Raw genomic sequence first — 11458 nt, 5'->3', positions numbered from 1 at the left:
CAATTCCCTCTTGTCGAATTCTGTTCAGCTGCCGGATCAGATGTCGTCGATCGACGACAGCTCAGGGCGGGAGATGTTGATGCCGAGCTCCTCGGCCGTGCGGAGCGCCTCGTCCTCGTCGTCGCGGAGGGTGACGACGTCACCGGCCGCGTTGAGCACCTCGACGTTCAGGCACAGCGACTGCATCTCCTTCATGAGCACCTTGAAGGACTCGGGGATGCCGGGCTCCTGGATGTTCTCGCCCTTGACGATGGCCTCGTACACCTTCACGCGGCCGACGATGTCGTCGGACTTGATGGTGAGCAGCTCCTGCAGGGTGTAGGCGGCGCCGTACGCCTCCAGCGCCCAGACCTCCATCTCGCCGAACCGCTGGCCGCCGAACTGCGCCTTGCCGCCCAGGGGCTGCTGCGTGATCATCGAGTACGGCCCGGTCGAGCGCGCGTGGATCTTGTCGTCGACCAGGTGGTGCAGCTTGAGGATGTACATGTAGCCGACCGAGACCGGGAACGGGTACGGCTCACCGGAGCGGCCGTCGAACAGGTTCGCCTTGCCCGAGCCGTCGACCAGTCGCACGCCGTCGCGGGTGGGGAGCGTGGCATCGAGCAGGCCGATGATCGCCTCCTCGGTGGCGCCGTCGAAGACCGGCGTCGCGACCTTCGTGTTCGCGGGCGCCTCGAGCGCAGCCGGGTCGAGACCCTTCGACCACTCGGGCTTGCCGTCGACCTTCCAGCCCGTCTTCGCGATCCAGCCGAGGTGCGTCTCGAGCACCTGGCCGAAGTTCATGCGCTTCGGGATGCCGAGCGGGTTCAGGACGATGTCGACCGGCGTGCCGTCCTCGAGGAAGGGCATGTCCTCCTCGGGGAGGATCTTCGCGATGACGCCCTTGTTGCCGTGACGGCCGGCGAGCTTGTCGCCCTCGGTGATCTTGCGCTTCTGCGCGATGTAGACCACGACCTTCTCGTGCACGCCCGAGCCCAGCTCGTCGTCGCCGTCCTCAGCGCGGAACTGCTTGACGGCGATGACGGTGCCCTGCTCGCCGTGGGGCACCTTGAGCGACGTGTCGCGCACCTCGCGGCTCTTCTCGTTGAAGATCGCGCGGAGCAGGCGCTCCTCGGCGCTCAGCTCGGTCTCGCCCTTCGGCGTGACCTTGCCGACCAGGATGTCGCCGGGGACGACCTCGGCGCCGATGCGGATGATGCCGCGCTCGTCGAGGTCGGCCAGCAGGTCGGGCCCGACGTTGGGGAGGTCACGCGTGACCTCCTCCTTGCCGAGCTTCGTGTCGCGGGCGTCGACCTCGTACTCCTCGATGTGGATCGACGAGAGCACGTCGTCCTTCACGAGGTTCTGGCTGAGGATGATGGCGTCCTCGTAGTTGTGGCCCTCCCACGGCATGAACGCCACGAGCAGGTTCTTGCCGAGCGCGAGCTCGCCGTTCTCGGTCGCGGGACCGTCAGCGATGACCTCGCCGGCCTCGATGCGGTCGCCCGCCGAGACGATCACGCGGTGGTTGTACGACGTGCCCTGGTTCGAGCGGGAGAACTTGCGCAGGAAGTACTGCTGCGTGCCGCCCTCGTCGAGCTGCACCGTGACCAGGTCGGCCGAGACCTCTGCGACGACACCCGACGCATCCGCCGTGATGACATCGCCGGAGTCGATGGCCGCGAAGCCCTCCATGCCGGTGCCGACCAGCGGCGAGTCCGAGCGCACGAGCGGCACGGCCTGGCGCTGCATGTTCGCACCCATGAGGGCGCGGTTGGCGTCGTCGTGCTCGAGGAACGGGATGAGGCTGGTGGCGACCGACGCCATCTGGCGCGGCGAGACGTCCATGTAGTTGACCGTCTTCGGGTCGACGAGCTCGACCTCCTCGCCCTTCTTCCTGGCGATGACGCGCTCCTCGACGAACCGGCTCTGCTTGTCGAGCGGGTTGTTCGCGTGGGCGACGATGAACTCGTCCTCCTCGGAGGCGGTCAGGTAGTCGATCTGCTCGCCGACGACGCCGTTCTCGACCCGGCGGTAGGGGGTCTCGATGAAGCCGAAGGAGTTGATGCGGCCGAAGGTCGCGAGGCGCCCGATCAGGCCGATATTCGGGCCTTCCGGCGTCTCGATCGGGCACATGCGGCCGTAGTGCGAGGGGTGCACGTCGCGCACCTCGACACCGGCGCGCTCGCGCGAGAGGCCGCCAGGGCCCAGCGCCGAGAGCGTGCGCTTGTGGGTCAGGCCCGCGAGCGGGTTGTTCTGATCCATGAACTGCGACAGCTGCGAGGTGCCGAAGAACTCCTTGATCGCGGCGCTCACGGGGCGCACGTTGATCAGGGTCTGCGGGGTGATCGCCTCGATGTCCTGCGTGGACATGCGCTCACGCACGACGCGCTCCATGCGAGCCAGGCCCGTGCGGACCTGGTTCTGGATGAGCTCGCCGACGGCGCGGATGCGGCGGTTGCCGAAGTGGTCGATGTCGTCGACGTCGAGACGGATGTCGACGGGCTCGCCCTTGCGGACGCCCTTGATCGTCGTCTCCTCGGCGTGCAGCGCGACGAGGTACTTGATGGTCGCGACGATGTCCTCGACCGACAGCACCGAGTCGCTCATGGGCACGTCGATGCCGAGCTTGCGGTTGATCTTGTAGCGACCCACCTTGGCGAGGTCGTAGCGCTTCGGGTTGAAGTAGAAGTTGTCCAGCAGCGCGCGGGCGGCCTCGGCGGCGACCTGCTCGCCCGGACGCAGCTTGCGGTAGATGTCGCGGAGGGCGTCCTCCTTCGACATCGGCACGTCCTTCTCGAGCGTCGCCATGATCGACTCGTAGCCGGCGAACTCGCGGGCGATGTCCTCGCTCGTGAGGCCGAGTGCCTTCAGGAAGACGGTGACCGACTGCTTGCGCTTGCGGTCGATGCGCACGCCGACGGCGTCGCGCTTGTCGATCTCGAACTCGAGCCACGCACCGCGGCTGGGGATGACGCGCGCCGAGTAGACGTCCTTGTCGGACATCTTCTCGGGGGTGCGGTCGAAGTAGACGCCGGGGCTGCGGACGAGCTGCGAGACGACGACGCGCTCGGTGCCGTTCACGATGAACGTGCCCTTCTCCGTCATCAGCGGGAAGTCGCCCATGAAGACCGTCTGCGACTTGATCTCGCCGGTCTCGTGGTTCATGAACTCGGCCGCGACGTACAGCGGGGCGGCGTAGGTCTTGCCGCGCTCCTTGCACTCGTCGATCGTGTACTTGGGCACGTCGAGGACGGGCTCGGAGAAGGAGAGCTGCATCTTCTCGCCGAGGTCCTCGATGGGCGAGATCTCCTCGAAGATCTCCTCGAGGCCGGAGTTCTCGTGGACTCCTTCACGGCCGGCGGTGCTCGGGTCGCCGGCACGCACCTTCCATGCCTCGTCGCCGATGAGCCATTCGAAGCTCTCGGTCTGGAGTGCGAGCAGGTCGGGGACAGTCAGTGTGTCCGTGATCCGCGCGAAGCTCAGGCGGCTCGCGTTTCGACCGGTCTTGGGGCTCAGTTCAGCCAAGGCAGATACCTCCGGGCCGGGAAGGGTTGCGGGTCTTCCCGGGATCGTGTCGTCGGTGAGAGACTCGTCAACACCCTGAAGCGCCCGAGATGGGCGCGTGCCGACCGCAATATGAAGGCAGAGGGGATGTCAGTGAGCGCAACCGGCAACGTTACGCCGCTGATCGGCGAAAGTCCAGTCGCTCCGGCGTGTCGGCTGGCGGCCCCGCGACGCCCGATGCTAACGGCGCCGGCGGGCGCGGGACAATGGTGGCGTGAGCACCCCCACCCGTCGCCTCTCGAGCGGCCTGCACGCCGAGATGCGCTTCTCCGGAGCGGGCGGCTGGCAGCTCGTCGTCGACGGCACGCCGCAGTCGCACGTCGACCCGGAGCGGCCGGAGCTGCTGGTCTACGAGTACGTGCAGCAGATGGGTCACGCGATCGACGCACTGCCGCCGGGGCCGATCACCGCCGTGCACCTGGGCGCCGGTGCGTTCACGCTCCCCCGCTACATCGATGCGACCCGGCGCGGCTCGCGGCAGCAGGTGATCGAGCTCGAGCCGCTGCTGGTCGAGCTGGTGCGCGAGGTCGCGCCGCTCCCCCGCGGCGCGAGCGTCCGGGTGCGCTACGGCGACGCGCGCGAGCAGCTCGGCCGGCTGCCGGCCGGGCTGCGCGGCGCCGTCGACCTGGTGGTGGTGGATGTGTTCTCGGGCTCGCAGACACCGGCGCACGTGACGACGGTGGAGTTCCATGCGCTCGCGCGCGAGCTGCTCGCGCCGGGCGGCATGGTGGTCGTGAACATCGCTGACGACCGCACGCTGGCGTTCGCGAAGCGGCAGCTCGCGGCGCTGCTCGAGGTGCACGCCGAAGTGGCCGCGCTCGCCGACCCCGGCATGCTCAAGGGTCGGCGGTTCGGCAACGTGGTGGCGATCGCCGGTGCCACGCTGCCGGATCTCGACGAGATCGGGCGCGGCCTGCGCCGCGACCCGCTGCCCGGCAAGGTCGTCGCGGGCGCCGAGCTGCGCCGCTTCCTCGGCGGTGCGCTGCCGGCCCGCGACGCCGACGCGACGCCGAGCCCGGCCCCGGATCGCGGCATCTTCGGCTGACCGCCGCCGAATGCGGCGCGTGCTCCCCGCGAATCGGCGCACGTGCGGGACGATTGCGGGCATGAGCGAGTCGATCGGCTACGACCAGACGGCGCTGCGCAACGCGGTCGACGTGGGCGCGGTCGCGCGCCGGCTGCGACAGCTCGGCAGGGAGCGATCGCTCGCCGCCGTCTCCGAACGCGCCTGGCTGCTCGAGTCGATCGGCCGCCTCGACGACGCGCTCACCGCCGCGAGCGAAGCGGTGACGCTCGCCCGGGCGTCGGGATCTCGCGACCGGGTGGCGGAGGCGCGACTGCTGCGCGCATCCGTCATCCAGACACGCGGTGATCTGCGCACCGCGCTGGGCGAATGCACCGCCATCATCGCCGAGTCGCGCTCGAACGACTGGGTCGAGCTGTGGGCGCACGCGCTGCAGCAGCGCGGCACCGTGCACTTCGCGCTGGGCCAGTGGCACGAGGCCTGCGTCGACTTCACCGTCGCGGTGGAGCTCTGCCGCGAGGCTGAGCTGCCGGCCGAGCAGCTCGAGGCCGCAGAGCTGGCGCTCATGGTCGCGACCGACCGCGACCAGACGGAGGCGCTGCGGGCCGAGCAGGATGTGCCGCGCGCGACCCATCCGATCTGGGGCGGGCGCTGAGCCGCAGCATCCCGTGCGCGGCGATCGTCATCCACAGGCGGATGCGTCCGGTTCGCGTCGCCTGCCCGACTGCTGGCATGCTCGCAGCCGTCGAAGGGTGAACGATGGCTGATCTCGAACGCGTGCGGGTGTGGGCGGAAGCGCTCATCCGGCTGCACCTCGACGACTCATGGGCGTTCGGCTTCGACCGGGCCGCGAAGCGCGCCGGGCTGACGAACTTCACGACGCGGCGCATCACCGTCTCGAAGCATCTCGCCGCGCTCTGGGACGACGACGAAGTGCACCAGACGCTGCTGCACGAGGTGGCGCACGCAATGGTCGGCCCGCGCGTCGGCCACGGACCGTTGTGGCGGCGCACCGCGCGCGAGATCGGCTATGTCGGCGGCCGCACGCACCAGGGCGAGATCGCTGCCGAGCGCGCGGGCTGGGTGGGCTCGTGCCCCGGTGGGCACGAGCACGTGCGCTTCCGGGCACCGCGCGGCCGCTACGCGTGCAAGCCCTGCACGCGCTCGGCTCGCAGCCTGGTCGAGGTGCGGTGGAGCAGGCGGCAGCAGGCCGCCTGAGCGTGCCGCGCGGGCTCGCGCGGCAGCAGGCCGCCTGAGCGCGCGGCGCGGGCTCGCGCAGCAGCAGGCCGCCTGAGCGCGCGGCGCGGGCTCGCTGCCGCACCCGGGCGTGCTCACTGCCCATGCACGCCAGGTGCGGGTCACCGCCTCGCCTCACAGGTATACGGCGGTTTGCCCTCTGTGGCGAGCCGAGAGAGCAAACCGCCCTATACCTGCGGAGGGACGGGGGATGAGGGCTACGCGCGGGAGTCGCGCGCGCCGGCCCAGAGGTCGACGCCGGGCTCGTCGCGCGCGAGCTCGTCGATCGCGGCGAGCTCGTCGGCGGTGAGCGGCGGTGCGCTCAGGGCGCCGAGGTTCTGCTCGAGCTGCTCGACGCGCGAGGCGCCGATCGTCAGCGAGGTCATGCGCTCGTCGCGCAGCGCCCACGCCAGCGCCAGCTGCGCCAGCGACTGCCCGCGCTGCTCGGCGATGTCGGCCAGGCCGCGGATGCGTCGGGTCGCCTCCGCAGACACCTCCGGGTCGATCGACGTGCCGCCGCGCCCCGCGCGCGAGTCGGCCGGCACGCCGTCGAGGTACTTGCCGGTCAGCAGGCCCTGCGCCAGCGCCGTGAACCCGATGACGCCGATGCCGAGCTCGCCCGCGGTCTCGAGCAGGCCATCCGTCTCGATCCACCGGTTGAGCATCGAGTAGGACGGCTGGTGGATGGTCAGCGGCGTGCCGAGCGACGCCAGGATCTCGTGCGCTCTGCGAGTGTCGGCCGCCGAGTAGCTCGAGACGCCCACGTAGAGGGCGCGGCCGGTGCGCACGATGTGGTCGAGCGCCGCCATGGTCTCCTCGAGCGGCGTCTCGGGGTCTGGCCGGTGGTGGTAGAAGATGTCGACGTGGTCGAGGCCCATGCGCGCGAGCGAGCGGTCGAGGCTCGCGATCAGGTACTTGCGGCTGCCGCCGGAGCCGTACGGCCCGGGCCACATGTCCCAGCCGGCCTTGGTGGTGACGAGGATCTCGTCGCGGTGCGCGGCGAGGTCGCTCGCCATGATGCGGCCGAAGTTGGCCTCGGCGGCGCCGTAGGGCGGGCCGTAGTTGTTGGCGAGGTCGAAGTGGGTGATGCCGCGATCGAACGCGGTCGTCACGATGCCGCGCTGCCGCTCGAGCGGCACGTCGTCGCCGAAGTTGTGCCACAGGCCGAGCGTGAGCGCTGGCAGCTGCAGCCCGGATCCGCCGGCGCGGCGGTACTGCATCGTGTCGTAGCGGGCGGGGTCGGCGGTCCAGGTCATCGGGCTGCTCCTGTTCGGGTGGCGGATGCGGTGCTCGGCTCTGGTGCGGAGGCTGCGGCGGCGGCCGGGTGGGCCGTGGCGTCGGCGGCGGCGACCGCCTCGGCGGCGACAAGGGTCCTGGTGGCGCCGCGGAGCGCGACGGCTGCCGCGCACGCCGCGGCGCAGGCGGGGCTGTGGAAGTCGATGCCGAGCGTCGCCAGCTCGTCGACGACGCGACCGGCGACCAGCAGGTCGGTCGCGGTGGGGCGCAGCGAGCCGTCCGCCCAGCGCTCTCCCGCCGCGACGATCGCGATCGAGACGCGGTCGCCGCGCCGCTCCTGCTCGTCGAGCGCGGCGCGGGCCACGGAAGCGGCGCCCTCGAGCGCCGCCTCCAGCACGAGTGCGGAGCCGGGCACGAGCGAGCGCAGCTCGGCCGTCTCGGCCCCACCGTCGGCATCCGCGATGACGATCACGTCGGCTGCCGCGGACCGCATGCCGGCCGCTCCCCACTCGAGGGTGACCTGGTAGTGCGCACTCATGCCGCCAGCCTACGGAGCGCGACGGAGCGCATCCGTCATCTGTCGTCGGCGGGTGCCGCCATGCGCATGCACGCGCGCCGGATGATGAAGCCGAAGACGATGAGCACCCCGGCACCCGCCCAGGCAGCGACGGGCCCGGGGTTCGGCACCGCGAGGGCGATGAGCACGCCGCCGGCGCAGAGGACTGCCGCGAGCGCCGCGTAGACGCGCATGCCGTAGAGGAACACGAACGGCAGGTAGTGGGCACCGACGATCACCATGGCGGCAGAGGTGAAGATGTGGGGCGACTGCGGCAGCAGCCAGAGCGCGACGATCAGCCCGATCGGCACCGTGATCGCGGTGAGCGCCGCGAGCGCGATCATCGGGTGCCCCTTCGGCAGGCCCGCGGGGCCTCCGAGCAGCGTGAGGGCGAGGGTCGTGAGCGGGAAGATCAGGATGCCGCCGAGGAACAGCGCCGCAGCACCGGCGACCTCGGAGCCCCAGGTCGTGACGGCTGCGGCGATCAGCCAGATCGCGCTCGAGACCCACGGGCCGACCGCCCCGCCCTGATAGATGCGGCGGACGTCGGCCTGCGCCTCGGCGATGGACATGGCGGCGGTGCTCGCCGCGGTGCTGGTCACCGGTTCAGCGTAGTGCGCCGAGCCTGGCGAGCGCCGCCCGCACGAGCGCGCCGCGGCCGCCCTCCATCTCGCTCGTGACGAGCTCTGAGGCGGCGGCCTCCGGCGAGAGCCAGGTGAGCTCGAGGGCGTCCTGCCGCGGATCGCACGAGCCGGTGACGGGCACGATGTAGCAGAGCGAGACGGCGTGCTGGCGGTCGTCGGCGTAGATGCCGTCGCCCGGCAGCGGGAAGTACTCGGCGATGTGGAACGGGGTCGGGTCGGCCGGCAGCTGCGGGAAGGCCATCGGCCCGAGATCCTTCTCGAGGTGGCGGTAGAGGGCGTCGCGCACGCGCTCGCCGCGCATCACGCGGCCGGAGACGACCGTGCGGGTGATCTCGCTCTGCGCATTCATGCGCAGCAGCAGCCCGATCTCCGTCACCTGGCCGAGCCCGTCGAGCCGCACGGGGATGGCCTCGACGTAGAGGATGGGCATGCGCTCGCGCGCCTGCTGCAGCTCGTCGTCGCTCAGCCAGCCTGGATTGGGGTCGGGGGTGCGCACAGCCATGGCCCCATGGTGCCAGGCGGATGCGTCGGCATGGCTCAGGGACGCAGGCGGCGGCCCGTGCGGTCGGCCCAGAGCGCGAGCGTCAGCCACAGCGCCACCACCACCAGCCCGAGCGCGATCGACGGGATGTCGCCCAGCCCGGCGAACCACGCGACCGGGCTCGGCGACACGGTCTCGAGCAGCGTGCGGGCGGCGAGCGTGGTGCCGACGGCCAGCAGGCTGATGCGGCCGACGGCGGCGAAGGGCTGGGCGAACATGCCCAGCGCCGAGGTGCCGCCGCGCAGGTCGGTGTCGATCGACGGATGCATCGCGGTCGCGAGCAGGCTGGCCAGCGTCGCGACGGCGAGGGTGAGCGGCGGCGTCCAGAGCGCGGTCGCCGGCTGCAGCGGCTGCTGCCCCCAGACGGTGGGCGTGAAGTAGGCGAGCACGCTGAGCACGGCGGTCAGCAGCGCCGCCAGCAGCCCGTAGCCGATCACGCGGCCGCGCTGGCCGCCGGTGACGCTGCGGGCGCGCAGCAGCGCGTGCACGAGGGCGGCGCCGGCGGCCGCCGGCAGCGCCAGGCCGAGCCCGGCGACGACCGTGGTGACCCCCGCCGTGATGAGCGGGTCTGCGGTGGCGCCCGCGGCATCCGCCACCCCGGTGACGATGAGGGTCGCAGGGCTGCAGCGGTCGCTGAGCTCGCCGCACAGGCCGGTGCTGAGCCAGAGCGTGCCCGCGCCGATCGCGGTGGAGACGGCGACGGCGAGCGACCAGCCCGACCAGCTGCGCGCGAGCATGCCGAGGAAGCCGAGAACCGCGACCGCGACGCCCAGCTGCACCAGCGGCCCCGCGATGCGCGTGCGCTCCAGGCCACCGAGCGTGCCGGCCTCGGCGTCGAAGGGGATGCCGGCCGCCGCGCCGGCGACGAGCGCGGCAGCGGCGGCGAGCACCAGGCCGAGCAGCAGCAGGATGAGGGTGCGGCGGATCATGCGGCCGCCGCTCATCCAGCTGCGGTGCTGCGCCATCGCGAACGAGCAGCCGAGCACCACGGCGAAGGCGGGCAGCGCGATCGCGTCGAGGCCGATCGCGCCCCACGGCTCGGAGGCCGGGAACGGGCGGCGCGGCGCGGCGAGCCAGAAGACGGTCGCGAGCACGAGCAGGCCGCGCGCGGCGTCGAGCGAGACGACCCGGCCGATGCGGCGGCTGCGGGGGGCGCGGTGGCTGCCGCCGCCCCGCCCGGAGCCGCCCGAGCGGGCCCCGACGGTGCCCAGCACCCGCGTGGTCGCCGAGGTGTTCGTCATGCTTCGAGGCTACGGTGTTCTGCAGGGCGCTCGCCGTTGTGGCGGCACCCGCGAAGGAGGCACGACATGCTGCAGATCGACGCGGACGTCGTCCGCTGGCGCGAGGGCGAGCCCGACGGCGAGCTGCTGCTCGTCATGCACGGCATCGGCTCGCACGAGGGCGACCTGTTCGGCCTCGCCCCGCACCTGCCGGCGCACCTCACGGTCGCCTCGCTGCGCGGCCCGATCCCCTACGGCGGCGGCTTCGCCTGGTTCGAGTTCTCGCCCGTCGACAGCGACGACCACGCGGTTATCGACGAGGCCGCGCAGGCGGTGCTCGCCTGGCTCGACGGCCTCGAGGGGCGCTTCTCGCGCGTGCACCTGCTGGGCTTCTCGCAGGGCGGCGCGATGGCCGTGCAGCTCGCGCGCCTCGCGCCCGATCGCTTCGCCTCCATCGCTCACCTGGCCTCGTTCGTGCACGCCGGTGAGCTGCCGGGCGATGCGGAGCTGGCGGCGATGCAGCCGCGCATCCCGCTGCTGACGACCATCGGCGACCTCGACGAGGTGATCAACCGCGACAAGATCGAGCGCTCGGCGCCGTGGCTCGATGCGCACTTCGACGTCGATCGGCGCACCTACCACCGCGCGCACTCGATCGTCGCCGAGGAGCTCGCCGACGTGGTCGCCTTCCTGCTGCGCGCTGGAGCTTGAGGCGCCGCGCGCACGGCAGACTGAGCGCATGGAGCGGTTCAGGCTGGGCGGTGTGCCGGGGGTGACCCCGGCCAAGTGGCTGCGCGTATGGCGCGAGCGCGTACCCGATGTGCGCGCCGAGCTGGTCGAGGTGGACGAGGCGGATGCGGTGGCCGCGCTCGTCGAGGGACGTGCCGATGCGGTGCTGGCCCGGCTCCCCATCGCTGAGGAGGGCATGCACATCGTGCGGCTCTACGACGAGCTGCCGGTGGTGGTGGCGGCGAAGGGCCACCCGATCGTCGCGTTCGAGACCGTCACGAGCGCCGACCTCGCCGGTGAGCCGATGCTCGACCGGGGCGGGATGAGCCTCGCGCAGCTGCTCGAGACCGTCGCCACGGGAGCCGGGCTCGCGATCGTGCCGATGTCGGTCGCGCGCGCGCTCGGCGGCACCGAGACCCGCCACCGCGTGGTGACCGACCTGCCGCCGACGACGATCGCGCTCGCCTGGCTCGAGGCGGCGGACTCGCCCCTGCACCAGGAGCTCATCGGCATCGCGCGCGGGCGCAAGGCTGGCTCCTCGCGCGGTGACGGCAAGCATCGTGACGACCGAGCGCACCGCGTCGAGCCGGGCAACGCGGCCACCGGCGCGAAGCCCCGCCCCTCGAAGCCGAAGCCCAAGCCCGGCTCCAACCGGCCGCGTCGACCGGGTGGCCCCGGCCGTTCGGGACGGCCGGGGCCGGGTCGGCGCCGCTAGCAGCGAGCCGC

11 protein-coding genes are annotated in these 11458 nt (G+C 71.9%); 5 read left to right on the top strand and 6 right to left on the bottom strand.

Annotated elements, in window-relative coordinates:
• Positions 1-36: 36 nt before the first annotated feature.
• Positions 37-3507, bottom strand: a complete 3471-nt coding sequence (gene rpoB, locus J1M46_RS13390; RefSeq protein WP_206448249.1) for a DNA-directed RNA polymerase subunit beta — start codon at positions 3505-3507, stop codon at positions 37-39.
• Between the two features lie 298 nt (positions 3508-3805).
• Between rpoB and J1M46_RS13385 the strand changes: the two genes are divergently transcribed.
• From J1M46_RS13385 to J1M46_RS13375, 3 genes are all read left to right on the top strand, one after another.
• Positions 3806-4591 (top strand): spermidine synthase, encoded by a 786-nt coding sequence (locus J1M46_RS13385; RefSeq protein ID WP_206448741.1) that lies wholly within the window; start codon positions 3806-3808, stop codon positions 4589-4591.
• A 61-nt stretch (positions 4592-4652) separates the two neighbouring features.
• Entirely contained in the window at positions 4653-5225 is a 573-nt protein-coding gene (locus J1M46_RS13380) for a hypothetical protein (protein WP_206448248.1), read from the top strand.
• 104 nt (positions 5226-5329) lie between these two features.
• Entirely contained in the window at positions 5330-5788 is a 459-nt protein-coding gene (locus tag J1M46_RS13375; RefSeq protein WP_206448247.1) for a SprT-like domain-containing protein, read from the top strand.
• 236 nt (positions 5789-6024) lie between these two features.
• On the opposite strand, the gene mgrA is transcribed toward J1M46_RS13375, so the two are convergent.
• Genes mgrA through J1M46_RS13350 form a run of 5 tightly spaced genes read right to left on the bottom strand, consistent with a single transcriptional unit; the run spans position 6025 to position 10024 of the window.
• The gene (gene mgrA, locus J1M46_RS13370; protein ID WP_206448246.1) at positions 6025-7062 is read right to left on the bottom strand and encodes an L-glyceraldehyde 3-phosphate reductase; all 1038 of its coding nucleotides are present in this window, start codon (positions 7060-7062) and stop codon (positions 6025-6027) included.
• Positions 7059-7580 carry a hypothetical protein gene (locus J1M46_RS13365; protein WP_206448245.1) on the bottom strand — a complete coding sequence of 174 codons (522 nt, stop codon included), beginning with the start codon at positions 7578-7580 and terminating at the stop codon, positions 7059-7061. The genes mgrA and J1M46_RS13365 overlap by 4 nt, the downstream gene beginning before the upstream one ends.
• 35 nt (positions 7581-7615) lie before the next feature.
• Complete coding sequence (locus tag J1M46_RS13360; RefSeq protein WP_206448244.1) at positions 7616-8200, bottom strand: DUF7010 family protein; 585 nt, start codon at positions 8198-8200, stop codon at positions 7616-7618.
• 4 nt (positions 8201-8204) lie between these two features.
• Positions 8205-8744 carry an NUDIX hydrolase family protein gene (locus J1M46_RS13355; RefSeq protein ID WP_206448243.1) on the bottom strand — a complete coding sequence of 180 codons (540 nt, stop codon included), beginning with the start codon at positions 8742-8744 and terminating at the stop codon, positions 8205-8207.
• A gap of 35 nt (positions 8745-8779) precedes the next feature.
• The gene (locus tag J1M46_RS13350; protein ID WP_206448242.1) at positions 8780-10024 is read right to left on the bottom strand and encodes a hypothetical protein; all 1245 of its coding nucleotides are present in this window, start codon (positions 10022-10024) and stop codon (positions 8780-8782) included.
• 66 nt (positions 10025-10090) lie between these two features.
• Between J1M46_RS13350 and J1M46_RS13345 the strand changes: the two genes are divergently transcribed.
• Positions 10091-10714 (top strand): alpha/beta hydrolase, encoded by a 624-nt coding sequence (locus J1M46_RS13345; RefSeq protein WP_206448241.1) that lies wholly within the window; start codon positions 10091-10093, stop codon positions 10712-10714.
• Positions 10715-10742: 28 nt separating this feature from the next.
• Positions 10743-11447, top strand: a complete 705-nt coding sequence (locus tag J1M46_RS13340) for a LysR family transcriptional regulator substrate-binding protein (RefSeq protein WP_206448240.1) — start codon at positions 10743-10745, stop codon at positions 11445-11447.
• Positions 11448-11458 lie beyond the last annotated feature (11 nt).

It is taken from the genome of Agrococcus sp. KRD186, assembly GCF_017168255.1.
Taxonomy (GTDB): domain Bacteria; phylum Actinomycetota; class Actinomycetes; order Actinomycetales; family Microbacteriaceae; genus Agrococcus.
The sequence above is the reverse complement of the archived record's forward strand: the minus strand, read 5'-3'. Positions and strand labels throughout refer to the sequence as shown.

Bases quoted from the DNA above. Each gene is read 5' to 3' on its own strand.
- J1M46_RS13345 (WP_206448241.1), top strand. From the start codon at position 10,091: ATGCTGCAGATCGACGCGGACGTCGTCCGCTGGCGCGAGGGCGAGCCC.
- J1M46_RS13365 (WP_206448245.1), bottom strand. From the start codon at position 7,580: ATGAGTGCGCACTACCAGGTCACCCTCGAGTGGGGAGCGGCCGGCATG.
- J1M46_RS13380 (WP_206448248.1), top strand. From the start codon at position 4,653: ATGAGCGAGTCGATCGGCTACGACCAGACGGCGCTGCGCAACGCGGTC.
- mgrA (WP_206448246.1), bottom strand. From the start codon at position 7,062: ATGACCTGGACCGCCGACCCCGCCCGCTACGACACGATGCAGTACCGC.
- J1M46_RS13340 (WP_206448240.1), top strand. From the start codon at position 10,743: ATGGAGCGGTTCAGGCTGGGCGGTGTGCCGGGGGTGACCCCGGCCAAG.
- J1M46_RS13350 (WP_206448242.1), bottom strand. From the start codon at position 10,024: ATGACGAACACCTCGGCGACCACGCGGGTGCTGGGCACCGTCGGGGCC.
- J1M46_RS13355 (WP_206448243.1), bottom strand. From the start codon at position 8,744: ATGGCTGTGCGCACCCCCGACCCCAATCCAGGCTGGCTGAGCGACGAC.
- J1M46_RS13385 (WP_206448741.1), top strand. From the start codon at position 3,806: ATGCGCTTCTCCGGAGCGGGCGGCTGGCAGCTCGTCGTCGACGGCACG.
- J1M46_RS13375 (WP_206448247.1), top strand. From the start codon at position 5,330: ATGGCTGATCTCGAACGCGTGCGGGTGTGGGCGGAAGCGCTCATCCGG.